The organism is Streptomyces sp. NPDC102258, from assembly GCF_055584685.1.
This window is the reverse complement of the sequence record NZ_JBVJLO010000003.1, coordinates 72,080-94,892: the sequence shown is the minus strand read 5'-3', so window position 1 is coordinate 94,892 and position 22,813 is coordinate 72,080. Positions and strand designations below refer to the sequence as shown.

The 22,813-nt window shown below is 71.7% G+C and carries 22 protein-coding genes and 1 tRNA gene; 15 read left to right on the top strand and 8 right to left on the bottom strand.

Annotation, left to right across the window (positions count from 1 at the left end):
• Position 1 precedes the first annotated feature (1 nt).
• The 7 genes from ACZ6ZT_RS06095 (at position 2) to ACZ6ZT_RS06065 (ending at position 8,615) form a co-directional block, all read left to right on the top strand.
• A complete protein-coding gene (locus tag ACZ6ZT_RS06095; RefSeq protein WP_469716002.1) occupies positions 2-1,162 on the top strand; it encodes an acyl-CoA dehydrogenase family protein in 1,161 nt (386 codons plus the stop codon).
• A gap of 148 nt (positions 1,163-1,310) precedes the next feature.
• Positions 1,311-2,360: an ABC transporter substrate-binding protein gene (locus ACZ6ZT_RS06090; protein WP_469715998.1), complete on the top strand. Its 1,050-nt coding sequence runs from the start codon at positions 1,311-1,313 to the stop codon at positions 2,358-2,360.
• Between the two features lie 41 nt (positions 2,361-2,401).
• A complete protein-coding gene (locus ACZ6ZT_RS06085) occupies positions 2,402-3,337 on the top strand; it encodes a siderophore-interacting protein (protein WP_469715996.1) in 936 nt (311 codons plus the stop codon).
• A 140-nt stretch (positions 3,338-3,477) separates the two neighbouring features.
• Positions 3,478-4,977: a pyridoxal phosphate-dependent decarboxylase family protein gene (locus ACZ6ZT_RS06080; RefSeq protein ID WP_469715994.1), complete on the top strand. Its 1,500-nt coding sequence runs from the start codon at positions 3,478-3,480 to the stop codon at positions 4,975-4,977.
• Entirely contained in the window at positions 4,961-6,262 is a 1,302-nt protein-coding gene (locus ACZ6ZT_RS06075) for a lysine N(6)-hydroxylase/L-ornithine N(5)-oxygenase family protein (RefSeq protein WP_469715993.1), read from the top strand. The genes ACZ6ZT_RS06080 and ACZ6ZT_RS06075 overlap by 17 nt, the downstream gene beginning before the upstream one ends.
• Positions 6,259-6,837, top strand: coding sequence for a GNAT family N-acetyltransferase (locus tag ACZ6ZT_RS06070; protein WP_469715991.1), 579 nt, complete (start codon positions 6,259-6,261; stop codon positions 6,835-6,837). Before ACZ6ZT_RS06075 ends, ACZ6ZT_RS06070 begins: the two co-directional genes overlap by 4 nt.
• Entirely contained in the window at positions 6,834-8,615 is a 1,782-nt protein-coding gene (locus tag ACZ6ZT_RS06065) for an IucA/IucC family protein (RefSeq protein WP_469715990.1), read from the top strand. Before ACZ6ZT_RS06070 ends, ACZ6ZT_RS06065 begins: the two co-directional genes overlap by 4 nt.
• 65 nt (positions 8,616-8,680) lie before the next feature.
• On the opposite strand, the gene ACZ6ZT_RS06060 is transcribed toward ACZ6ZT_RS06065, so the two are convergent.
• Positions 8,681-9,163: a hypothetical protein gene (locus ACZ6ZT_RS06060; RefSeq protein WP_469715988.1), complete on the bottom strand. Its 483-nt coding sequence runs from the start codon at positions 9,161-9,163 to the stop codon at positions 8,681-8,683.
• An 83-nt stretch (positions 9,164-9,246) separates the two neighbouring features.
• Positions 9,247-10,827 carry a beta-N-acetylhexosaminidase gene (locus ACZ6ZT_RS06055; RefSeq protein WP_469715987.1) on the bottom strand — a complete coding sequence of 527 codons (1,581 nt, stop codon included), beginning with the start codon at positions 10,825-10,827 and terminating at the stop codon, positions 9,247-9,249.
• Positions 10,828-10,879: 52 nt separating this feature from the next.
• On the opposite strand from ACZ6ZT_RS06055, the gene ACZ6ZT_RS06050 reads away from it, so the two are divergent.
• The 3 genes from ACZ6ZT_RS06050 to glmS all read left to right on the top strand — a co-directional run bounded on the left by ACZ6ZT_RS06050 (position 10,880) and on the right by glmS (position 14,058).
• Positions 10,880-11,779: a DUF4429 domain-containing protein gene (locus tag ACZ6ZT_RS06050; RefSeq protein WP_469715985.1), complete on the top strand. Its 900-nt coding sequence runs from the start codon at positions 10,880-10,882 to the stop codon at positions 11,777-11,779.
• A gap of 143 nt (positions 11,780-11,922) precedes the next feature.
• Complete coding sequence (locus ACZ6ZT_RS06045) at positions 11,923-12,198, top strand: hypothetical protein (protein WP_030008735.1); 276 nt, start codon at positions 11,923-11,925, stop codon at positions 12,196-12,198.
• A gap of 42 nt (positions 12,199-12,240) precedes the next feature.
• On the top strand, positions 12,241-14,058 hold the full coding sequence (gene glmS, locus ACZ6ZT_RS06040; protein ID WP_469715983.1) for a glutamine--fructose-6-phosphate transaminase (isomerizing): 1,818 nt from the start codon (positions 12,241-12,243) through the stop codon (positions 14,056-14,058).
• Between the two features lie 71 nt (positions 14,059-14,129).
• Here the strand turns inward: glmS and ACZ6ZT_RS06035 are convergent, their stop codons facing one another.
• Together ACZ6ZT_RS06035 and ACZ6ZT_RS06030 are read right to left on the bottom strand one after the other, a co-directional pair.
• Complete coding sequence (locus tag ACZ6ZT_RS06035) at positions 14,130-14,699, bottom strand: acetate uptake transporter (RefSeq protein ID WP_469715982.1); 570 nt, start codon at positions 14,697-14,699, stop codon at positions 14,130-14,132.
• A gap of 99 nt (positions 14,700-14,798) precedes the next feature.
• Complete coding sequence (locus tag ACZ6ZT_RS06030) at positions 14,799-15,329, bottom strand: universal stress protein (RefSeq protein WP_469715980.1); 531 nt, start codon at positions 15,327-15,329, stop codon at positions 14,799-14,801.
• Positions 15,330-15,805: 476 nt separating this feature from the next.
• Between ACZ6ZT_RS06030 and ACZ6ZT_RS06025 the strand changes: the two genes are divergently transcribed.
• From ACZ6ZT_RS06025 to ACZ6ZT_RS06010, 4 genes are all read left to right on the top strand, one after another.
• Positions 15,806-16,126 carry a hypothetical protein gene (locus ACZ6ZT_RS06025; protein ID WP_469715979.1) on the top strand — a complete coding sequence of 107 codons (321 nt, stop codon included), beginning with the start codon at positions 15,806-15,808 and terminating at the stop codon, positions 16,124-16,126.
• 376 nt (positions 16,127-16,502) lie between these two features.
• Positions 16,503-17,678: a helix-turn-helix domain-containing protein gene (locus ACZ6ZT_RS06020; RefSeq protein WP_469715977.1), complete on the top strand. Its 1,176-nt coding sequence runs from the start codon at positions 16,503-16,505 to the stop codon at positions 17,676-17,678.
• A gap of 83 nt (positions 17,679-17,761) precedes the next feature.
• Positions 17,762-18,364: an oligoribonuclease gene (gene orn / locus ACZ6ZT_RS06015; RefSeq protein WP_469715976.1), complete on the top strand. Its 603-nt coding sequence runs from the start codon at positions 17,762-17,764 to the stop codon at positions 18,362-18,364.
• 95 nt (positions 18,365-18,459) lie between these two features.
• Positions 18,460-18,532, top strand: a tRNA-His gene (locus ACZ6ZT_RS06010).
• Positions 18,533-18,621: 89 nt separating this feature from the next.
• On the opposite strand, the gene ACZ6ZT_RS06005 is transcribed toward ACZ6ZT_RS06010, so the two are convergent.
• The 4 genes from ACZ6ZT_RS06005 to ACZ6ZT_RS05990 form a co-directional block, all read right to left on the bottom strand.
• On the bottom strand, positions 18,622-19,656 hold the full coding sequence (locus ACZ6ZT_RS06005; protein WP_469715974.1) for a LacI family DNA-binding transcriptional regulator: 1,035 nt from the start codon (positions 19,654-19,656) through the stop codon (positions 18,622-18,624).
• 68 nt (positions 19,657-19,724) lie between these two features.
• Positions 19,725-20,021: a hypothetical protein gene (locus ACZ6ZT_RS06000; protein WP_469715972.1), complete on the bottom strand. Its 297-nt coding sequence runs from the start codon at positions 20,019-20,021 to the stop codon at positions 19,725-19,727.
• A gap of 82 nt (positions 20,022-20,103) precedes the next feature.
• A complete protein-coding gene (locus ACZ6ZT_RS05995) occupies positions 20,104-21,486 on the bottom strand; it encodes a sensor histidine kinase (RefSeq protein ID WP_469715971.1) in 1,383 nt (460 codons plus the stop codon).
• Positions 21,483-22,169, bottom strand: coding sequence for a response regulator transcription factor (locus ACZ6ZT_RS05990; protein WP_469715969.1), 687 nt, complete (start codon positions 22,167-22,169; stop codon positions 21,483-21,485). The genes ACZ6ZT_RS05995 and ACZ6ZT_RS05990 overlap by 4 nt, the downstream gene beginning before the upstream one ends.
• 78 nt (positions 22,170-22,247) lie before the next feature.
• Between ACZ6ZT_RS05990 and ACZ6ZT_RS05985 the strand changes: the two genes are divergently transcribed.
• The gene (locus ACZ6ZT_RS05985; RefSeq protein ID WP_469715968.1) at positions 22,248-22,811 is read left to right on the top strand and encodes a hypothetical protein; all 564 of its coding nucleotides are present in this window, start codon (positions 22,248-22,250) and stop codon (positions 22,809-22,811) included.
• Positions 22,812-22,813: the final 2 nt, after the last annotated feature.

Sequence of the window (22,813 nt, the reverse complement as noted above, 5' to 3'; positions counted from 1 at the left end):
CATGGCCCTCGACCACCGGCTCACCCCCGAGCACGAGGAACTCCGCCGCACCGTCGAGGCGTTCGCGCACGACGTGATCGCGCCCAAGATCGGCGACCTGTACGAGCGCCACGAGTTCCCGTACGAGATCGTCCGCGAGATGGGCCGCATGGGCCTGTTCGGCCTGCCCTTCCCGGAGGAGTACGGCGGCATGGGCGGGGACTACCTCGCCCTCGGCATCGCCCTGGAGGAACTGGCGCGCGTCGACTCCTCGGTGGCCATCACCCTGGAGGCGGGCGTCTCGCTGGGCGCGATGCCGATCCACCTCTTCGGCTCCGAGGAGCAGAAGCGGGAGTGGCTGCCGCGGATGTGCTCCGGGGAGATCCTCGGCGCCTTCGGCCTGACCGAGCCCGGCGCGGGCAGCGACGCGGGCGGTACGCGCACCACGGCCGTCAAGGACGGCGACGAGTGGGTCATCAACGGCTCGAAGTGCTTCATCACCAACTCCGGTACGGACATCACCGCTCTGGTGACGGTCACCGCCGTCACCGGGCGCAAGGCGGACGGCCGTCCGGAGATCTCCTCGATCATCGTCCCGTCCGGCACCCCCGGCTTCACGGTGGCCGCCCCCTACTCCAAGGTCGGCTGGAACGCCTCGGACACCCGTGAGCTGTCCTTCTCCGACGTACGGGTCCCGCTGACCAACCTGGTCGGCGCGGAGGGGCGCGGCTACGCGCAGTTCCTGCGGATCCTGGACGAGGGCCGGATCGCGATCTCGGCGCTGGCCACGGGTCTGGCACAGGGCTGCGTGGACGAGTCGGTGAAGTACGCCAAGGAGCGGCACGCCTTCGGCAAGGCCATCGGCGACAACCAGGCCATCCAGTTCAAGCTGGCGGACATGGAGACGCGCGCCCACATGGCCCGGATCGGCTGGCGGGACGCGGCCTCCCGGCTGGTGGCCGGGGAGCCGTTCAAGAAGGAGGCGGCGATCGCGAAGCTGTACTCGTCGACCGTGGCCGTGGACAACGCCCGTGACGCCACGCAGATCCACGGCGGCTACGGCTTCATGAACGAGTACCCCGTGGCCCGCATGTGGCGGGACTCGAAGATCCTGGAGATCGGCGAGGGAACGAGCGAGGTGCAGCGCATGCTGATCGCCCGTGAGCTGGGCTTCGCCGGCTAGCGCAGAGCGTCCGCGCGCGAGGAGCGGTAAGGGAACCCGAGAAGCAAATAAGGGTTCCCTTACTAATTTCGGCCAAGGTTAGGCTAACCTTCCCTCGAACGGCCTCACCCCTGGTGGCCGCCCTGCGCGCACGAAAGCGGACAACGTCATGGTCAAGCCCGGTACCTCCTTCCTCTCCCGTCGCGGCCTCATCGCCGCGGGCGGCGCCCTCGGTCTGGTCGCGGCGCTCAGCGCCTGCGGCGGCGGCAAGGACACGGCGAAGGACGGCGCGGGCGACAAGGGCTCCACGGCGGCCGCTTCCGGTCCCTGGAGCTTCAAGGACGACCTCGGCAAGGACGTCACCGCCAAGTCCACGCCGAAGAACATCGTCGCCTTCACCGGCACGGCCGCCGCCCTGTCCGACTACGGCGTCCAGGTCAAGGGCGTGTTCGGCCCGACGAAGCTCGCCGACGGCAAGCCCGACCCGCAGGCCGGCACGATGGACATCTCCAAGGTGGAGATCCTCGGCAACGTCTACGACGAGTTCAACGTCGAGAAGTACGCGGCCCTCAAGCCCGACGTGCTGCTCACCAACACCTGGGACGGCTCGTACTGGTACGTGCCCGAGGCCTCCAAGGACAAGATCCTCAAGCTGGCCCCGGCCGCCGCGATCGGCGTCGGCAGCGACGCCTCCATGGACAAGTCCCTCGCCCGCACCGCGGACCTGGCCAAGTCCCTCGGCGCCGACCTGAACAGCCAGCAGGCCGTCGACGCCAAGGCCCGCTTCGAGGCCGCCGCCGCCAAGGTCCGCGAGGCCGTCAAGGCCAACCCGGGCATCAAGGTGCTCGTCGGCTCGGGCGACCCCGACCACTTCTACGTCTCCACCCCGAAGACCTCGGCCGACCTCAAGTACTTCGAGTCCCTGGGCGTCGAGTTCGTCACCCCGGACAACCTCGACAAGGGCAGCGTCTTCTTCGAGAGCCTCAGCTGGGAGAACGCCGGCAAGTACAAGGCGGACGTCGTCCTGCTCGACAACCGCACCGGCACCCTGCAGAACGAGCAGCTGACCAAGGAGAAGCCCACCTGGGCCTCGCTGCCCGCCGTCAAGGCCGGCCAGATCGCCCCGCGCGTGACCGAGCCGATCTTCTCCTACGAGAAGTGCGCGCAGATCCTGGAAGACCTGGCGAAGACCATCCAGGGCGCCAAGAAGGTCAGCTGACCACCCGTCGTTCCGGCGAAACCCCAGGGGGGACCTTCCGTATGACCGCCACCGCCACCGAAGCCGCCACCGACGCCCGCGCCGCAGCCGAGGACGGGGCCGCCGCCGCGCACTTCCGGTTCTTCACCCTCGACGTGCTGCGCACCCGCCGCCTCGGCCACTCGTTCCTGCGCGTCACCTTCGGCGGGGAGTCCCTCGCGGACTTCCGGTCGGGGGGCCACGACCAGAGCCTCTCGCTCTTCCTGCCGCCCGCGCACCGGCAGCACACCGAACTGCCCTCCACCGAGGAGGACACCTGGTTCGCCGCCTGGCGCGGGATGCCGGACGAGGAGCGGCCGGTCATGCGCTCGTACACGGTGCGCGCGCAGCGGCGTACGGAGACGGGCGCGGACGAGGTCGACATCGACTTCGTCCTGCACGGGGACGCCTCCCCGGCCTCCCGCTGGGCCGGCCGGGCCGTGACCGGTCGCCGCATCGTGGCGATCGGCCCGGCCGTCGCCGAGAACAAGTCCGTCCGCTTCCAGCCGCCGGCCGGCACCGACGCGGTCCTGATGTACGCGGACGAGACCGCGCTGCCGGCCGCCGCCGCGATCCTGGAGCGGCTTCCCGCCGGGACCCCCGTGCGGGCCTGGTTCGAGGTCCCGCACGAGGACGACCGACTGGCCCTGGACACCGCCGCGGACGCCGACATCACCTGGATCGTGCGCCCCGCGGGCGCGGGCCGGGAGCGGACCGAGCAGGTGCTGGAGCGGGTGCGGGCGGCGGAACTGCCCGCGGCGGAGGCCCCGTACGCCTGGGTGGCGGGCGAGGCCGGCACCATTCGCGCGGTACGTCGCCACCTGGTGCGGGAACGTTCCGTCGACCGGCGCGCGGTGCGCTTCACCGGCTACTGGCGACTCGGCGCGAGCGAGGAGCAGTTGCTCGCCGAGGCGTACGCGGGCCAGGCCGCCAGCGAGGACCCGGCGTCCGCGCTGTAGTCAACGCCCCTGACGGGCAAGGAGTTTGAGAGAGGGGCCCCGGCTTTGGCCGGGGCCCCTCTCCATTTGGCCGCGATCTTAGGTTAGGCTAACCTAAGCAACACACCCCACCCCCCTCTCCCCCGCCCGGAGGAAAGTTGATGCGCTCGCATCTGCTGAACGAGACGACCGCGGACCTCTACCGGCGCTCCGTCACCGAGGGCGTCGACCGTGTCGCCGCCAAACTCGCCACCACGGAACGGCCCCACACCGGCATCTCCGTGGACGCGCTCGCCCCGGTCATCGCGTCGATCGACCTCGACACCCCGCTGGGCGACGCCGCCGCCGCGCTCGACGAGCTGGAGGACGTCTACCTCCGCGACGCCGTCTACTTCCACCACCCGCGCTACCTGGGCCACCTCAACTGCCCGGTCGTCATCCCCGCGGTCGTCGGCGAAGCGGTCCTCTCCGCCGTCAACTCCTCCCTGGACACCTGGGACCAGTCCATCGGCGGCACGCTCATCGAGCGCCGCCTCATCGACTGGACCGCCCGCCGCATCGGCCTCGGCGACGGCGCGGACGGCATCTTCACCTCCGGCGGCAGCCAGTCGAACTTCCACGCGCTGCTCCTGGCCCGCGACGAGGCCTGCCGCATCGTCATGAAGCGCGCCCTGGACGAGGGCACGGGCACGGCGCCCACCAAGGCGGAACTGCTTCCGAAGCTGCGCATCTTCACCTCCGAGGCCAGCCACTTCAGCGTGCAGAAGTCCGCCGCCATGCTGGGCCTCGGCTACGAGGCCGTCATCTGCGTCCCGGTCGACCGCAACCGCCGCATGGACACCTCGCTGCTCGCCCTGGAACTGGAGAACTGCGCCGCCGAGGGCCTCTTCCCGATGGCCGTCGTCGCCACCGCCGGCACCACCGACTTCGGGTCCATCGACCCGCTCCCCGAGATCGCCCGCCTGTGCGCCGAGCACTCCGCGTGGATGCACGTGGACGCCGCCTACGGCTGCGGACTGCTGATCTCCCCCACCCGCCGGCACCTCCTCGACGGCATCGAGCACGCCGACTCGGTCACGGTCGACTACCACAAGTCCTTCTTCCAGCCCGTGAGCTCCAGCGCGATGCTGGTCCGCGACCGCGACACCCTCAAGCACGCCACGTACCACGCGGACTACCTCAACCCGCGCCGGATGGCCGAGGAGCGGATCCCCAACCAGGTCGACAAGTCGATCCAGACCACGCGCCGCTTCGACGCCCTCAAGCTCTGGATGACCCTGCGCGTCATGGGCGCCGACGGCCTCGGCTCGCTCTTCGACGAGGTCGTCGACCTGGCCGCCGAAGGCTACGGCCTCCTCGTGGCCGACCCGCGGTTCGAGGTCGTCGTCCGGCCGCAGCTCTCCACCCTGGTCTTCCGCTACGTCCCCACCGGGGGCGAGTACCGCGCGGACCTCCTCGACGAGGCCCAGCTGCACGCCCGCAAGGCCCTGTTCGCCTCCGGCGAGGCGGTCGTCGCCGGCACCCGGGTGGACGGCGCCCAGTACCTGAAGTTCACCCTGCTCAACCCGCAGACCACGACGGCCGACATCACGGCCGTCCTCGACCTCCTCGCCGCACACGCCGAGCAGTTCCTGGGAGCATCCCTTGCCCTCCACCGTTAGGCCCCACGACTTCATCGGCATCGGCCTCGGTCCCTTCAACCTGGGACTCGCCTGCCTGACCGCGCCGATCGACGAGCTCGACGGTCTCTTCATCGAGTCGAAGCCGCACTTCGAGTGGCACGCCGGCATGTTCCTCGACGGCGCGCACCTGCAGACGCCGTTCATGTCGGACCTCGTCACCCTCGCCGACCCGACGTCGCCCTTCTCCTTCCTGAACTACCTGAAGGACCAGGACCGGCTGTACTCCTTCTACATCCGGGAGAACTTCTACCCGCTGCGCGCCGAGTACAACGACTACTGCCGCTGGGCCGCCGACCGGCTCGACAACGTCCTGTACTCCACCTCCGTCACCGAGGTCACCTACGACGAGGCCGCCGGTCTCTACGTGGTCCACACCGACCGGGGCGAGACCCACCGCGCCCGCCGCCTGGTCCTGGGCACCGGCACCTCCCCGTACGTCCCGCCGGCCTGCGCGGGACTCGGCGGCGACTTCCTGCACAACGCCGCGTACATGCCGAACAAGGCGGAGCTGCAGCGGAAGAAGTCGATCACGCTGATCGGCTCGGGCCAGAGCGCCGCCGAGATCTACCACGACCTCCTCGCGGAGATCGACACGTACGGTTACCAGCTCAACTGGGTCACCCGCTCCCCGCGGTTCTTCCCGCTGGAGTACACCAAGCTGACGCTGGAGATGACCTCCCCGGAGTACGTGGACTACTTCCACGCCCTCCCCGAGGACACCCGCTACCGGCTGGAGAGCCGGCAGAAGAACCTCTTCAAGGGCATCGACGGGGACCTCATCAACGAGATCTTCGATCTGCTCTACCAGAAAAAGATCAGCATGCCGGGCCCCGTCCCGACCACCCTGCTGACCAACACCTCCCTCAACAGCACGGCGTACGACACCACCACGGGCGTCTACACGCTCGGGCTGCGCCAAGAGGAACAGGAGCGGGACTTCACGCTCACCACCGAAGGCCTCGTGCTCGCCACCGGCTACCGGTACGTGGTTCCCGCGTTCCTGGACCCGGTCCGCGACCGCCTGAACTTCGACGGCCGCGGCCGCCTCGACGCGGGCCGCAACTACAGCGTCGACACCACCGGCCGGGGCGTCTACCTGCAGAACGGCACCACGCACAACCACTCCCTGACCTCACCCGACCTGGGCATGGCCGCGTACCGCAACGCGTACATCGTCTCCGAACTGCTCGGCCGGGAGTACTACAAGGTCGAGAAGTCCATCGCGTTCCAGCAGTTCGCCGCCCCGGAAGGCACGCACGCATGAGCACCACCACGGAGATCCTCTTCACCCGCACCGACCCGGTCCTCGGAGCCTTCGCGATCCGCCCGCTGGACCCCTTCGCGGACGCGGAGCTGCTGCACGGCTGGGTCACCGACCCCAAGGCCGCGTTCTGGATGATGCAGGACGCCACCCTGACCGAGGTGGAGCGCGAGTACGTGCGCATCACCGCGCACGAGCACCACCAGGCCTTCATCGGCCTGCACGAGGGCCGCCCCGCCTTCCTCATGGAGAGCTACGACCCGGCGCGCCTGGAACTGGTCGGCCTGTACGACGCCCGGCCCGGCGACGTCGGCATGCACTTCCTCGTCGCCCCGACCGACACCCCGGTCAGCGGTTTCACCCGCGCGGTGATCACGACCGTCATGGCCGCCCTCTTCGCCGACCCGGCGAACCTGCGCGTCGTCGTCGAGCCGGACGTCGCCAACAAGGCCGTCCACGCCCTCAACGAGGCCGTCGGCTTCGTCCCCGAGCGCGAGATCACCAAGCCGGAGAAGACCGCCCTGCTCAGCTTCTGCACCCGCGAGCAGTTCGAGGCCACCCGGCAGGAGTCCATATGAGCCTCGCCGACGCCATCTCCCACCTCTCCCCGGAGCTGTGGGCCCGCGCCAACCGCGCCCTGGTCCGCAAGGCCCTCGCGGAGTTCTCCCATGAGCGCCTGCTGACCCCCGAGGCGCTGGGCGACGGCCGTTACGCCGTCCGCAGCGACGACGGCACGGTCGAGTACCGCTTCTCCGCCGTCCTGCACGCCCTCGACCACTGGTCGGTGGACGAGGCCTCCATCAGCCGCCACGGGGACGGCGCCGAGCTGCCCCTGGACGCCCTCGACTTCCACATCGAGTTCCGCCGGACCCTGGGCCTGAGCGACGAGGTGCTGCCCGTCTACCTGGAGGAGATCTCCTCCACCCTGGCCGGCACCGGCTTCAAGTACACCAAGCCGCAGGTCTCCTCCGCCGTCCTCGCGAAGTCCTCCTTCCAGGACATCGAGACCGGTATGACCGAGGGCCACCCCTGCTTCGTCGCCAACAACGGCCGCCTGGGCTTCGGCGTCCACGAGTACCTCTCCTACGCCCCCGAGACCGCGAGCCCGGTCCACCTGGTGTGGGTCGCCGCCCGCAAGGACGTCTCGACCTTCACGGCCGGCGCGGGCCTGGAGCACGACACCTTCATGCGCGAGGAGCTCGGCGAGGCCGCCCTCACCCTCTTCGCCGCCAAGATGGACTCCCTGGGCCTGGACCTGGCGGACTACCACCTGCTGCCGGTCCACCCCTGGCAGTGGTGGAACAAGACCACCGTCACCTTCGCCGCCGAGATCGCGAACCGCCGCCTGGTCCTGCTGGGCGAGGGCGAGGACGCGTACCTGGCCCAGCAGTCGATCCGTACGTTCTTCAACACCAGCACGCCGACGAAGCACTACGTGAAGACCGCGATCTCGGTCCTCAACATGGGCTTCATGCGCGGCCTGTCTGCGGCGTACATGGAGGCCACCCCGGCCATCAACGACTGGCTGCACCAGCTGATCGAGTCGGACGAGGTGCTGCGTTCCGTCGACTTCTCGATCATCCGCGAGCGCGCGGCGATCGGCTACCACCACCGCCAGTACGAGCGCGCGACCGACCGGTACTCCCCGTACCGCAAGATGCTCGCCGCGCTGTGGCGCGAGTCGCCGGTGAACTCCCTCAAGGGCGAGGAGCGGCTGGCCACCATGGCCTCCCTCCTCCACGTGGACGCCGAGGGCACGTCCCTCGTCGGCGCCCTGATCGAGGAGTCGGGCCTGACCCCGTCGCAGTGGCTGCACCACTACCTGCGCGCCTACCTCCTCCCGCTCCTGCACTGCTTCTACCAGTACGACCTCGCGTACATGCCGCACGGCGAGAACACCATCCTCGTCATCGAGGGCGGCGTCGTGAAGCGGGCGATCTTCAAGGACATCGCCGAGGAGATCGTGGTCATGGACCCGGACGCGGTCCTGCCGCCCGCCGTCGAGCGGGTCCGGGCCGACATCCCGGAGGACATGAAGCTGCTGTCCGTCTTCACGGACGTCTTCGACTGCTTCTTCCGCTTCCTGAACGCGATCCTGGTCACCGAGGGCCTCTGCGACGAGGCCACCTTCTGGCGGGCCGTGGCGGACTGCGCCCACGCCTACCAGGGCTCCGTGCCGGCCCTGGCGGAGCGCTTCGAACGCTACGACCTCTTCGCGCCGGAGTTCCCGCTGTCCTGCCTCAACCGCCTCCAACTGCGCAACAACCAGCAGATGGTCGACCTCACCGACCCCTCGGCCGCCCTCCAACTGACCGGCACCCTCAAAAACCCCCTGACCCCCTACACCCGCCCCTGACACCGGGGCGCACCAAAGAAAACGCGCCCGCCGGAAACCCTCCCGGCGGGCGCGTTCTCATGCGCCTATCGCGGCCCGTGCGTGGACACGAGATAGACGGCCGTCTTCTCGCCCCGGTTGTCCCAGAGCACTTCGAATTCGCTGCCGTTGCCGGTGGTGAAGTCCGAGCTCAATTTGTAGGTCCGCGAGGGGACCAGACGGAGATCCAGGTCCTTCAGGACATGTTCCTTGAACGGAGGCGGGCTGCTGGGGTAGGTCTTTCCCTCGAACGTCACCGGCGAGGTCGGCCATGTGAGCACGAGCGTGAAATCGACACCGTGGTCCTTGAGGTACTGCTCCGCACAGGGAGTCGGCGCCACGAAGTGCAGCCGCATGTCCGACTCCCCGAAGTCCCGCGCCCCGGTGGAGCCCACGTCCTCGATTCCGCACTCCGGCAGCCGGAGCCCGAAGTCGTTCAACAGATCCTCCCGCGACCGCTCCCAGAGTGAACACCCCGACAGCGGCATCAGGACCCCCATCACGGCTAAGACCGCGAGGATCTTCCTCACACGCACGCACCCCCCACTAGGCAAACTGGTGAACGGCCCAGCCTAGATGGGCCCTGCACGGATGAGCCGCGAAGCCCGTGGAGCTACTCCCACGGCACCTCCGGGGCGCGGTAGAAGGTGATGTTCTGGGCGGTCAGGCGGGGGGACTGGGCGGCCAGGCGGGTGCGGTACGCGGGCCAGTCGAGGGCGCGTGCCGGGGACCAGCCGAGTTCCGCGAGGCCGAGGACGCGGGGGAAGGCCATGAGGTCCCAGTCGGCGCGGGTCGCGACGTGCTCCGTCCACAGGGGGGCCTCCACGCCGAGGACCGCGGACTCCGGCAGGTCCGGGAGGTAGGCGCCCGGGTCCCAGGAGTACGAGCGCTGAACCGGGACGTAGCCCGCCCAGGCGAGGCCCGGCTTCGTCGCCGCGTCGTACTTCATGTCCAGGTAGAGGTGGTCGGCCGGGGAGAGGATCACCGGGTGGCCGGCCCGGCCCGCCGCCGCGACCGCGGCCTTCTCGGCGGCGGCCGTCTTGTCGTGGCCCCAGTACTGGAGCACCGCGCCCGGTGCCGGCCGGGCCGCCGCGAGCTGGTGCCAGGCGATCACCGTCTTGCCGTGGCGGGCCACCACCCGCTGGGCCCGGTCCATGAAGGCCGCGTAGTCCGCCGCCGGGGTGGCGTGGGCCTCGTCGCCGCCGATGTGGAGGTAGCGGCCGGGGGTGAGCTCCGCGAGCTCGCCGAGGACCTGGTCGATGAACTCGTACGTGCGCTCCTTGCCGACGCAGAGCGAGCTGAAGCCGACCTTGGTCCCGGTGTAGCGGGCCGGGGCCTTGCCGTCGCAGGTGAGTTCCCCGTAGGAGGCCAGCGCCGCGTTGACGTGGCCGGGCATGTCGGTCTCCGGGACGACGTCCACGTACCGCTCGGCGGCGTACGCCACCAGGTCCCGGTACTGCTCCTTGGTCCAGTGGCCGCCGGGCCCGCCGCCCACCTCACTGGCGCCGCCGTACTGCGCGAGCCGCGGCCAGGAGTCGATCGCGAGCCGCCAGCCCTGGTCGTCGGTGAGGTGGACGTGCAGCGTGTTGATCTTGTACTGGGCGAGCTGGTCGACGTACCGCTTCACCTGTTCCACCGAGAAGAAGTGCCGGGCGATGTCGATCATCGCCCCGCGGTACGCGAAGCGCGGGACGTCCGTGACGGTGCCGCCGGGCACGCTGCCCGCCCCGCGCACCGGCAGCAGCTGGCGCAGCGTCTGCCCCGCGTGGAAGAGCCCGGCCGGGGTGCGCGCGGCCAGGGTCACCCCGGTGGCGTCGGTGCGCATCCGGTAGCCCTCGTCGCCCAGTTCCGCGTCGCCGGGGTCGAGCCGCAGCCGGATCCCCTCGCCCCGCGACCCGTCGGCCAGCGGCAGCGGCAGCCCGCTGGGGCCGCGCAGCTGCTCCGCGAGGAGCTCGCCGACCCGCCGGACCTCCTCCGGCGCCGCCGCTTCCGTACGGATCACCGTGCCCGCCCCGAAGCGGTACGGGGTGCCTCCGGCCCGGGCAGAGGCGGGCTCGGGCAGGAGCCGGGCGTAGGGAGCGGGGGCGGCGGAACGGCCGAGGGGAGGTCTGGCGTCGTCACCGTGGGCCGCGGTGCAGGAGAGGGCCGCCCCGAGGGCGAGGAGGGTGCCGAGCGTGCGTCGCAGGACTCTCATGCGCCCAGATATAGGCCAACGGGCCCCGGATCGGCGGTGGGAGAATCACCACATGGCGGAAATCATCCAGAAGGACGGCACCTGGACCTTCGACGGGGACACGGTGCGCGTCGTACCGGGCCGCGACAAGGGGGTGGGGCTGCTGCGGCAGCACCTCGGCGAAGTGGCCGTGCCGCTGCGCGCGATCGCCGGGATCAGCCACGAGCCGGGGCGCAAGGCGGGCCGGCTGCGCCTGCGGCTGCGCGACGGGGCGGACCCGCTGCTCCAGGTGACGGGCGGCCGGCTGCCGGAGTCCTCGGACCCGTACCGGCTGACGGTGGAGGCGGACCGCACCGGGGTCGCGGAGTACTTCGTGGACGAGGTCCGCCACGCGCTGCTGCTGGACCAGGTCGATCCCGGCCCCTGTGACGCGTACCTGCTGCCGGGCCCCTCCGTGCCGATCTCGGTCGGGGCGGGCGATGGCTCGGTGGTCTTCGACGGCGACCGGGTGCTGCTGGACTGGAACTGGACGACGGAAGAGGCGAAGCGTTCCGGCGGACCGCGCGAGTTCCGCGTCGCCGAGGTGCGGGCGGTGGAGTGGACGCCGTCGAGGGGGCTGGAGAACGGCTGGCTCCGCTTCACCCTGGCCGGGGCCACGGCGGTCGCCGCGCCCAAGTACGACCCGCACACGGTGGAGCTGTTCGGCTTCAAGAAGGACCCGCTGATGGCGCTGGTCGCGGCGGCCGTGGCGGTCCGGATGCCGCATCCGGCGGCGCCCGCCGCCGCGCGCGAGCCGGATCCCGCGCCCGCCCCGCCGGCGCTCGCGGACTCGGCGGCGGCCCTGGCGGGGGAGCCCGTCGACCACGACACGCTGCTGCGGCGCCTGCGCGAAGTGGGTGAGCTGCACCAGGCGGGCGTCCTGAACGCCGAGGAGTTCAGCGCGGCGAAGGCCGCCATTCTGGGCCGTTTCTAACGCCGCTTCTCACGCAGCTCCCCGCGCCGTTTTTCACCGACCCTGACCGGAATTTCCCCTTCCTCTGGTCCAGACCAGCGTGATCCTGCCCGATTCCGGGCAGGATCTTTGCGTTCCGGCGCACGGGACGTCAATATCTACGAGTGCTCGACCGCCGCCCGTCGCATGACGACCTCGTCGACCACCTGGTGCGCAGCACCGCGCTGCAGCGCGGGGAGGCCGCCCGGGTGGTGCTCGACGTGCTCGCGTACTTCGACGAGACGACGGAGGAGTTCGTCCGCCGCCGCCACCGCGAGCTGCAGTCCGGCGGCGCGGTGAACGCGGAGATCTTCGAGCGGATCGCGGCGGAACTGCCGCACCGCGCCGTGGCACCGCCGGAGCTCTCGCTCCGGCAGCTGCGCCGCATCGTCTACGGCTGAGACGGCCGGGCACACACCGAACTTCAGGAGGGGCAAAACCGTATGTGCGGAATCGTGGGTTACATCGGCAAGCGCGACGTGGCACCGCTGCTGCTGGAGGGTCTCCAGCGGCTGGAGTACCGGGGCTACGACTCGGCGGGCATCGTCGTCAACAGCCCGAAGTCCGCGGCCCTGAAGGTCGTCAAGGCCAAGGGTCGGGTCCGTGAGCTGGAGTCCCGCGTCCCCAAGCGCTTCGCCGGCACCACGGGCATCGCGCACACCCGCTGGGCCACCCACGGCGCGCCCAGCGACATCAACTCCCACCCGCACCTGGACGCCGACCAGAAGGTCGCCGTCGTCCACAACGGCATCGTCGACAACGCCGACGAGCTGCGCGCCAAGCTGACGGCGGACGGGGTCGTCTTCGTCTCCGAGACCGACACCGAAGTGCTCGTCCACCTGATCGCCCGCTCCCAGGCCGACTCCCTGGAGGAGAAGGTCCGCGAGGCGCTCAAGGTCGTCGAGGGCACCTACGGCATCGCCGTGATGCACGCCGACTTCGCCGACCGCATCGTCGTCGCCCGCAACGGCTCCCCGGTCGTCCTCGGCATCGGCGAGAAGGAGATGTTCGTCGCCTCCGACGTCGCCGCCCTCGTCGCCCACACCCGCCAGGTCGTCACCCTCGGCGACGGCGAGATGGCCACCCTCAAGGCCGACGACTTCCGTACCTACACCACCACCGGTACGAAGACCACCGCCACGCCCGAGACCGTGGAGTGGGAGGCCGCCTCCTACGACATGGGCGGCCACGACACGTACATGCACAAGGAGATCTCCGAGCAGCCCGACGCGGTCGACCGCGTGCTGCGCGGCCGGATCGACGACCGCTTCAACACCGTGCACCTGGGCGGCCTCAACCTGGACCCGCGCGAGGCGCGCGGCATCCGCCGGGTCAAGATCCTGGGCTGCGGCACCTCCTACCACGCCGGGCTCATCGGCGCGGGCCTGATCGAGAGCATGGCCCGGATCCCGGCCGACGCCGAGCCGGCCTCCGAGTTCCGCTACCGCAACCCGGTCGTGGACCCCGACACCCTGTACATCGCGGTCTCCCAGTCGGGTGAGACGTACGACGTCCTCGCGGCCGTCCAGGAGCTCAAGCGCAAGGGCGCCCGCGTCCTCGGCGTGGTCAACGTGGTCGGCTCCGCCATCGCCCGCGAGGCTGACGGCGGCGTGTACGTGCACGCCGGCCCGGAGGTCTGCGTCGTCTCCACCAAGTGCTTCACCAACACGGTGGTGGCCTTCGCCCTGCTCGCCGTGCACCTCGGCCGGATCCGGGACCTGTCGGTCACCGACGGCAAGCGGATCATCGAGGGCCTGCGCAAGCTGCCCGCGCAGATCCAGGAGATCCTGGCGGGCGAGGACGAGATCAAGAAGCTGGCGGCCGAGTACGCCGAGGCCAAGTCGATGATGTTCATCGGCCGGGTGCGCGGCTACCCGGTGGCGCTGGAGGCCTCCCTGAAGCTGAAGGAGATCTCCTACATCCACGCCGAGGCCTACCCGGCCTCCGAGCTCAAGCACGGCCCGCTCGCCCTCATCGAGCCGGCGATGCCGACGGTCGCGATCGTCCCGGACGACGACCTGCTGGAGAAGAACCGTGCGGCGCTGGAGGAGATCAAGGCCCGCAGCGGCCGCATCCTCGCGGTCGCCCACCGCGAGCAGGAGAAGGCCGACCACACCCTCCTCGTGCCCAAGAACGAGGACGAGCTGGACCCGATCCTGATGGGCATCCCGCTCCAGCTGCTGGCGTACCACACCGCCCTGGCGCTGGGCCGGGACATCGACAAGCCGCGCAACCTGGCGAAGTCCGTCACCGTCGAGTAGCCGCACCGCACGCGACGGCGGCCCCCGGGGGGATTTCCCCCGGGGGCCGCCGTTTTACGTACGCCCGGGCCTCAGCCCGCGACGGCCGCGCCCCGGCGGGAGGTCCTGCCGACGGTCATCGGCCAGTGCGCCAGTACGGCGGTGGCCCCGTACCAGGCCAGCAGCCCGGTGACCGCGGCGACCCAGCCGGCGATCTTGCCGATCACGCCGCTGTCGGCGAGGACGCCTATCGCGAGGAGCACCAGGGAGAGGGTGAGCAGGGCGTACACGCCCTGCCCGAACAGGCCGCCCGCCGCGCTCACCGTCAGGGACAGCGCGAGCAGGGCGAACAGGATGAGGAACAGCCCGGCCGCGTGCGCCGAAACCTTTCCGTCGGCGCCGTTGGCCCAGGTGAACCAGAAGGCGCCGAGGCCCGCGAACGCGGTCCCGTTGAAGCCGTTGCCGCCGCGGAATTCGAGGACTCCGAGGACGAACAGGGCCAGACCGCCCACGTACGTCGCGAGCGATACGGAGTCGGCCGCGGTCACACCGCTGAGGATGCCGGTGTGGCCGATACCGAACGCGAGAAGGGTGAGCCCCAGGGCGATGTTCCCCAGGGCCGAAGTCGAGGTGGTGCTTCCCGCAGAGACACCGTTGTCCACGGCGGGCTCCCTTCGATCTGCAGTTGTTTGCTGCGTCCCAGCAGCATTTATCTACCCTTTACAAGGGGGTTCACAACCGCACGAACGACGTACAGAGGGTTACGGAATGACAACGACGGGTCGCTGCGCCCGCTTGGCCAGCCGGCCCGCCACCGAACCGAAGATCCGCCCCACCAGGCCCTGCGTGGAGCCGACCACGATGGCGTCCGCCGAGTACTCCCGGCCGACCTCCTCCAGCTCGTGGCAGATGTCCCCGCCCCGCTCGACCAGGATCCACGGCACCTCGGACAGGTAGTCGGCGCACGCGAGCTCCAGCCCCAGCACCTCGGTGCGGTGGTCCGGCACGTCCACGAAGACGGGCGGCTCGCACCCGGCCCACACGGTGGTGGGCAGCCGGTTGGCCACATGCACGATGATCAGACCGGAACCGGAGCGCCGGGCCATGCCGATCGCGTACGCGAGGGCCCTCTCACTGGAAGTGGAGCCGTCGAAGCCCACCACCACGCCGTGCCGGAAGGCCGGGTCGCAGGGGAGGCGTGTCTGTTCCACCGCGCGCAGGTCGCTCGATACGGAATCGGCGAGTGGTTTGCGCTTGCGGTCCGCGGGTTCGGAGAATTCGTGACCGGCCATGGGTGTCTCGGCGGAGGGTCCTCGGGGAGGCGGCGGGGGCGGGAGCGTCGACGCGGGTGGGACGGCGCGGGTGCGGCGACGCGGGTTTGGCGACGCAGGGTGACGGAGCTCTGTCCGGGAAGCATCTTCCCAAGCCCTTACCCACCAGGGTACGGCGACACCCTTGTCCTGCACAGGGCATGCCGCCCTTGGAGAGCGTCCCAGGGAGCATGCCGGAGCGAGGGCGCCTTGGCAATGGCCGCTGTCCCCTACAGCCAGTGACGACGGGCCCGGGCGCCACTCGTGCGCGCAGTGACCGAGCCGCGTCCCGGGCCGTTGGACAGGCGTCCGACCGTCCAGGAAGAGCCCGCAGGGAGTACGCCGTGCCCGGTCATCCGGTTCACCCCGTCCAGCCCGTCCAGCCCGCTCCGCCGACGCGACCCGTCCCGCCCGCCCCCTCCCCCGCGCCGCACGCGCGCTCCGTACTTCACCCGTCCGTGCCATCCGCCGGACGGCCCCATGAGGACCCGGCGGGTGACGTGGTCCGCTGGGCCGCCTTCAGCTGCCTGCTCGTCCCGGTGGTCCTGGTCGTCTACGGGACCTCGTACGGCGGGGCCGCCGTGGCGACGCTGGGGCTGGCCGCCGTCACCGCCGCCTGCCGGGTGCTGCTGCGGCACTCGGAGCGGATGGAACGGGTCACCGCCCGGGTGCGCTCGGAGGAACCGCTTCCGACCGGGCACCGGGGCCGGCACTCCCGCGGCGGGGCCGGTTCGCACCGCGGTTGCCACGGTTCCCTCCCCCTGCCCCCTCACGACTGACCGGTTCGCACGTACACACCCGGTTGTTTTCAGCCAACTTCCCGACCCGGTGACCCCCTTGCCGGAATGTCCCCCCAACCCCCCTACCACCAGCGACGACACGGGCCGGGGGGCCTCGCGACCCTACGGGTACTGGCCATGGCCGGAGAGGAAGCTTCCCACCCGGGTAGCGGAGTGGAACGCTTCCTGATCGAATGCTTTTCGCCAAGTTGCCAAGTCGACATAGCGCTGCGTGCTGAACTTGTCACGCCGACACCACGGGACGCAGTAGATTCGATCATGTATTTACGGCGGGGGATCCACGTGCAAGGCCGAGGGGAAACGTGCAGGTGCGACCAGACCAAGGAGTCGCGACACCCAAGGGGGGCTTAGCGCCATGAGCCAGGATTCCACCGCCGCCGTCGTCGCCGACGCGGGCCGGAAGCTCGCGGGGCGTCGCCGCAGGGAGATCGTCGCGGTGCTGCTGTTCAGCGGCGGACCGATCTTCGAGAGTTCCATTCCACTTTCCGTGTTCGGCATCGACCGGCAGGACGCGGGAGTGCCACGCTACCGACTGCTCGTGTGCGCCGGGGAGGACGGTCCGCTGCGGACCACCGGCGGACTCGAACTGACCGCGCCGTACGGGCTGGAGGCGATCGCCCGGGCAGGCACGGTCGTCGTTCCCGCCTGGCGCTCCATCACCTCGCCGCCGCCGCCCGAGGCGCTCGACGCCCTGCGTCTGGCGCACGAGGAGGGGGCCCGGATCGTCGGCCTGTGCACGGGGGCGTTCGTACTCGCCGCCGCCGGGCTGCTGGACGGCCGGCCCGCGACGACGCACTGGATGTACGCGCCGACGCTGGCCAAGCGCTACCCGTCCGTCCACGTCGACCCGCGCGAGCTGTTCGTCGACGACGGCGACGTGCTGACGTCCGCCGGCACCGCGGCCGGAATCGACCTGTGCCTGCACATCGTGCGCACCGACCACGGCAGCGAGGCGGCCGGGGCCCTGGCCCGCAGGCTCGTCGTGCCGCCGCGCCGCACCGGCGGCCAGGAGCGCTACCTCGACCGGTCGCTGCCCGAGGAGATCGGCGCCGACCCGCTCGCCGAGGTCGTCGCCTGGGCGCTGGAGCACCTCCACGAGCAGTTCGACGTGGAAACGCTGGCCGCCCGCGCCTACATGAGCCGGCGCACCTTCGACCGTCGCTTCCGTTCGCTCACCGGCAGCGCGCCGTTGCAGTGGCTGATCACCCAGCGGGTGCTCCAGGCGCAGCGGCTGCTGGAGACCTCCGACTACTCGGTCGACGAGGTCGCCGGACGCTGCGGGTTCCGCTCCCCGGTCGCCCTGCGCGGCCACTTCCGGCGGCAGCTGGGGTCCTCCCCGGCCGCCTACCGCTCCGCCTACCGGGCGCGCCGGCCGCAGGCCGACGTCTCCCCGGTGAGCGAGCTGGCCGCCGGGCCGCTCCCGCACCAGCGGACGCCGCAGCCCCAGCGCGCGGCGGCGGCCCTGGCCGCCTCCGGTCCCAGCGTGACGGAGCTGTACGCCCCGGGCCGGGTGCTGCGCGAGCACGCGTAGCCGCCTCCCGGGCGCCGCTTGACGGAGGTCCCCCGCAGTGGTCGAGCACCACGGCGGGGGACCTTCGGCATAAGGTGGGGCGCATGAACGATCGCATGGTGTGGATCGACTGCGAGATGACCGGGCTCTCGTTGACGGACGACGCACTTATCGAGGTGGCCGCACTGGTCACCGACTCGGAGCTCAACGTGCTCGGCGAAGGCGTGGACATCGTGATCCGCCCGCCGGACGCGGCCCTGGAGACCATGCCCGACGTGGTGCGCGAGATGCACACCGCCTCCGGCCTGCTCGACGAACTGGCCGGCGGCACCACCCTGGCCGACGCCGAGGCGCAGGTCCTGGCGTACGTGCGCAAGCACGTCAAGGAGCCGCGCAAGGCGCCGCTGTGCGGCAACTCGGTCGGTACCGACCGGGGGTTCCTGCTGCGCGACATGGCCGCGCTGGAGGGCTACCTGCACTACCGGATCGTGGACGTGTCCTCGGTCAAGGAGCTGGCGCGCCGCTGGTACCCCCGGGCGTACTTCAACAGCCCGCCGAAGAGCGGCAACCACCGGGCGCTGGCGGACATCAAGGAGTCCATCGCCGAGCTGCGCTACTACCGTGAGGCGGTCTTCGTGCCGCAGCCCGGTCCCGACTCGGACACCGCCCGGACGATCGCCGCCAAGCACGTGGTGGCGGGCGAATAGCACCACCCGGAGACGGGCGCGGGAAAAGGGTGGAGCGAGCACCCTCCCGGACCCTGTACCCTTTTCTTCGGCCGGTCGTTCTGCGACCGGACATGGTGGGTGTAGCTCAGCTGGTAGAGCACCTGGTTGTGGTCCAGGTGGCCGCGGGTTCAAGTCCCGTCACTCACCCTGTGGGAAGGCCCCGGTACGCGAAAGCGAACCGGGGCCTTCCGCGTTCCCCGGCGCGCTGCTCCCCGCGGTCTGCTCACACCGCCGTGCTACGAGGACGCGCGGACCACCAGCCGCGTCCCGAGGACCACCGGCTCCTCCCCCGGCGCCCCGGGGCGGCCCGCGATGCGCCGCAGCAGCAGCCGGGCCATGGTCCGGCCCATCTCCTCGGCGGGCAGCCACACGCTGGTCAGCGGCGGATCGAGGTGCCGGGCCAGCGCGGAGTCGCCGAAGCCGACCACCGCCACGTCCTGCGGTACCCGGCGGCCGGCCGCGCGCAGCTCCCGCAGGGCTCCGGCCGCCAGCTCGTCCGAGGCGGCGAAGACGGCGTCCAGCGCGGGACGGCGCTCCAGCAGCTCGCGCACGGCCCGGCGGCCCGCCTCCCCGGTCGGCTCCCCGACCGCCACCAGCCCCTCGTCCACGGGCAGCCCGGCGGCGGCCAGGCCCTGCCGGTACCCCTCCAGCCGGCACCGCGCCCCGTACAGGTCGGGCGGCCCGCCGAGGGCGGCTATCGCCCGGCGGCCCCGCTCCACGAGGTGGCGTACGGCCCCTGCCGCGCCCGCCCGCTCGTCGCAGTCCACGCCCGGCAGCGCCTCACCGGCCGAGCGGCGCCCGCCGATCACCGCCGGGACACCGAGCCTGCCCGGCAGCTCCGGCAGCGGATCCCCGGCGCGCACCGCCAGCAGCAGCACCCCGTCGACCCGGTGCCCCGCCAGGTACCCCTCCAGACGGCGGCGCTCCCGCTCGCTCCCGGCCGGCGCGAGCACCAGCTGTACGTCGGCCTCGGCCAGGGCGGAGGCCACCCCCCGCACCACCCCGGCGACGGAGCCCCCGGGGAAGAAGGGCGCCTCGGGATCGGGGACCACCAGGGCCACGGCGTCGGTGCGGTTGGCGGCCAGCGCCCGGGCGGCCCGGTGGGGCACGTACCCCAGCTCGGCGACGGCGGCCTCGACGGCGGCCCGGGTGCGCGCGCTGACCCCGGGCGAGCCGTTGACCACGCGGGAGACGGTGCCCCGCCCGACTCCGGCCCTCAGGGCGACCGCCTCCAAGGTCGGCCGACCCCCACTGCGCCCGTGACCCTTCATGGCTGCCTCCCGGCTGCCGAATCTACTCCGCGGGAAGGGGCCGGAGCGCCTCGCGGAAGGCCCGGCCGCTACATCGGCGACATCTCCGCCGGCTCCTTCGCCAGGTCCTCGGCGTTCATCACGGGGGCCACCTCGACCTCGGCGTTGAACTGCAGCAGGAGGTCCTCGCACAGCGCCCGTACCTGCGTGCTCTCCTGGAGGTCGAAGACGATCCAGCAGGACCGGACCCCCTCGTGCAGCCCGAAGTAGGCGGCCTCCGGCCGGACCCTGTCCAGGAGCCTGCGCACCGCCCGGTCGAGGGCGCCCGTCTTGACGCCCTCGTTGGCGGCGGCGGTGTCCAGGTGCGCCCGGAGCATGACCCTCATGGTGACTCCTTCCGATGCCCCCGTCCCCATCCCACCCTCCGCGCGGCCCGGGGGCCTGGCAAGTCAGACCCCGGAGCCGGGGTCAGTGCCCCCGCCGCCTGCGCCGGCCGCGCCGGGCGGCCGCGCCCCGGCCGGCGCCGCCCCGGGCCCGGTCGTCGAGGGCGATCCACACCCGGACCTCGGTGCCGCCGAGGACGGAGCGGCCCAGCCGGACGTCGCCGCCGGTGGCTTCCGCGACCCGGCGCACGATGTCGAGGCCGAGCCCGGTCGAGCCGTCCCGGCCGCCGTCGTTGCCGCGCCGCAGGGCGGCGTCCGGGTCGGCGATGCCGGGGCCGGCGTCGGAGACGAGGACGATGACGGCGTCGCCCGCGTCGTGCACGTCCACCGCGAAGGGGGTGGCCTCGGGCGTGTGCCGGAAGACGTTGCCGAGCATGGCGTCGAGGGCCGCCGCGAGCTCGGGGCGGGGTACGGGGACCCGTACGGGCCGGGCCACGCCCGCGAGCCGGACCTCCCGGCCCTCGTCCTCGGCGAGCGCCGACCAGAAGGCCATCCGGTCGCGGATCACCTCGGAGGCGTCGCAGCCGGCGCCCGCGAAACCCTGCGTCACGGGGCGCTGTTCCCGGGCGGTACGGATGATCGTGTCGACCTCCCGCTCCAGTTGCTCCACCGCCGTCCGGGTGTGCTCGGCGGCCGGGCCGTCGCCGAGCGAGGCCGCGTTGAGCCGCAGCACGGTCAGCGGGGTGCGCAGCCGGTGCGAGAGGTCGGCGGCGAGTTCCCGTTCGTTGGCGAGGAGTTCCACGACCTGGTCGGCCATGGCGTTGAACGCGGCCGCCGCCGAGCGCAGTTCCTTCGGCCCGTCCTCCGCGACCCGGGCCCCGAGCCGCCCCTCCCCGAGCTGGTGGGCGGCGTCCGCGAGCCGTTCGGCGGGCCGGACGAGGCGGGCGCCGAGCCGGTCGGCGACCGCCACGGAGCCGATGACGAGCGCGAGCCCGACGCCGGCGAGGACCAGCCAGGCGGTGGTGACGCCGTTGCTGACCTCGCTCTCCGGGACCAGGATCTCGATGACGGCGATGTCCCCGGAGCCCAGGGCGGTGGGCTGGAGCAGCGCCGAGCCCCCGCCCGCCACGCGGGCCGTCGTCGCCCGGCCGAGCCGCCGGGTCTCGGCCACGGCCCGGGCGCCCGCCCAGCCCGCGCCGATGTCCACGGGGCCGGCGCCGCCGATGGCCGGGACGTGTACGGCCATCCGCCGGGCGGCGCCCATCTGCGTGGACTCGACGGCCTTGCGCAGCTGGCCGGGCTCGGTGGTGATGGACAGGGTCGGCCCCATGGTGGCGGCCTGGCGTTCGGCGTTGGAGAAGGCCCGGTCGCTGGCCATCTCCCGCACCACCAGCCCCAGCGGCACGGCGAAGGCCAGGACGACCATGCTGGTGACGGCGAGGCACACCTTGACCAGGGCCCATCTCAAAGCGGCGGCTCCAGTTTGACCCCGACCCCCCGCAGCGTGTGCAGGTAGCGCGGGCTGGCGGCGGTCTCGCCGAGCTTGCGGCGCAGCCAGGACAGGTGGACGTCGATGGTCTGGTCGTCCCCGTACGACTGCTGCCAGACCTCGGCGAGCAGCTCGCGCCGGGCCACGACCACGCCGGGCCGGCCGGCGAGGAAGGCCAGCAGGTCGAACTCGCGGCGGGTGAGGTCCAGGACGCGGCCGTCCAGTTCGGCCTGGCGGCGCAGCGGGTCGATGGCGAGTCCGCCCACGCGCAGGACGCGGGAGGGCGGTTCGGCGGCGACGGCCTGGGAGCGGCGCAGGACGGCGGCCATCCGCGCGGAGAGGTGTGCGACGGAGAAGGGTTTCGTCAGGTAGTCGTCGGCGCCGTCGTTGAGGAGGCGGACGATCTCGGCCTCGTCGTCGCGCGCGGTGGCGATGATGACCGGCACGTCGGTGATGCCGCGCAGCATCTTGAGCGCCTCGGAACCGTCGAGGTCGGGCAGGCCGAGGTCGAGGATGACCACGTCGAAACGGTGGTGGGCGACTTCGCGCAGGGCCTCCAGGGCCGTGCCGACGCTGCGCACGGTGTGGGAGGCCTCGGTCAGGTGCCGGATCAGGGCGGACCGTACGAACTGGTCGTCCTCGACCACGAGCACACTTGCCATGGCGGCACCGTAGTCCATTCGGGCGACCCCGGGAGGCGCCGGGACATCTCCGTGACGGGTGGTGCACCATGTCCCCTGATGCGACGAGGATGTGTACACGCCATGGCCTGGGTGCTGGCGACGGCCGCCGCCGTGACCCTGTCGTGGTGGGGCGTGCACACGGTCATGTCCGGTACGGCGTACGATCCCCCGCTCGCGGTCCCGCTGGTGATGCGGCCCCCCACGGCCCCGCCACTGTCGTCGTCCACGCGGGGCTCGCAGCCCCCGCCGTCCCCTGCGCCCTCCCCCTCCGCGTCGGAGCCGGCGTCCGCGCCCGCCGCCCCGTCGCCGCCGTCACCGTCCACCGAGCCGGAACCGGCGCCCCCGGCCGGCGGCCGGAGTCCGTACGGGGGGACGGACGGCGGCTCCGACGGCGGGCCGGGCACCGTCAAGGGCTACTCGGTCTCGGGCGGCCGGGTCGTCTTCGACCTCGGGCCCGCCTCGGCCGGGCTGGTCTCGGCGACCCCCGAGGGGGGCTGGCGGATGCAGGTGTGGAAGCAGGACTTCTGGATCCGGGTCACCTTCACCCGGGACGGCCGGGAGGTGTCGGTGTTCTGCACCTGGCACGACCACCCGCCGGTGGTGGAGGTCGTCGATCCCTGACG

Bases quoted from the DNA above. Each gene is read 5' to 3' on its own strand.
- ACZ6ZT_RS06095 (WP_469716002.1), top strand. From the start codon at position 2: ATGGCCCTCGACCACCGGCTCACCCCCGAGCACGAGGAACTCCGCCGC.
- ACZ6ZT_RS06090 (WP_469715998.1), top strand. From the start codon at position 1,311: ATGGTCAAGCCCGGTACCTCCTTCCTCTCCCGTCGCGGCCTCATCGCC.
- ACZ6ZT_RS06085 (WP_469715996.1), top strand. From the start codon at position 2,402: ATGACCGCCACCGCCACCGAAGCCGCCACCGACGCCCGCGCCGCAGCC.
- ACZ6ZT_RS06080 (WP_469715994.1), top strand. From the start codon at position 3,478: ATGCGCTCGCATCTGCTGAACGAGACGACCGCGGACCTCTACCGGCGC.
- ACZ6ZT_RS06070 (WP_469715991.1), top strand. From the start codon at position 6,259: ATGAGCACCACCACGGAGATCCTCTTCACCCGCACCGACCCGGTCCTC.
- ACZ6ZT_RS06065 (WP_469715990.1), top strand. From the start codon at position 6,834: ATGAGCCTCGCCGACGCCATCTCCCACCTCTCCCCGGAGCTGTGGGCC.
- ACZ6ZT_RS06055 (WP_469715987.1), bottom strand. From the start codon at position 10,827: ATGAGAGTCCTGCGACGCACGCTCGGCACCCTCCTCGCCCTCGGGGCG.
- ACZ6ZT_RS06050 (WP_469715985.1), top strand. From the start codon at position 10,880: ATGGCGGAAATCATCCAGAAGGACGGCACCTGGACCTTCGACGGGGAC.
- glmS (WP_469715983.1), top strand. From the start codon at position 12,241: ATGTGCGGAATCGTGGGTTACATCGGCAAGCGCGACGTGGCACCGCTG.
- ACZ6ZT_RS06030 (WP_469715980.1), bottom strand. From the start codon at position 15,329: ATGGCCGGTCACGAATTCTCCGAACCCGCGGACCGCAAGCGCAAACCA.
- ACZ6ZT_RS06020 (WP_469715977.1), top strand. From the start codon at position 16,503: ATGAGCCAGGATTCCACCGCCGCCGTCGTCGCCGACGCGGGCCGGAAG.
- orn (WP_469715976.1), top strand. From the start codon at position 17,762: ATGAACGATCGCATGGTGTGGATCGACTGCGAGATGACCGGGCTCTCG.
- ACZ6ZT_RS06005 (WP_469715974.1), bottom strand. From the start codon at position 19,656: ATGAAGGGTCACGGGCGCAGTGGGGGTCGGCCGACCTTGGAGGCGGTC.
- ACZ6ZT_RS06000 (WP_469715972.1), bottom strand. From the start codon at position 20,021: ATGAGGGTCATGCTCCGGGCGCACCTGGACACCGCCGCCGCCAACGAG.
- ACZ6ZT_RS05990 (WP_469715969.1), bottom strand. From the start codon at position 22,169: ATGGCAAGTGTGCTCGTGGTCGAGGACGACCAGTTCGTACGGTCCGCC.
- ACZ6ZT_RS05985 (WP_469715968.1), top strand. From the start codon at position 22,248: ATGCGACGAGGATGTGTACACGCCATGGCCTGGGTGCTGGCGACGGCC.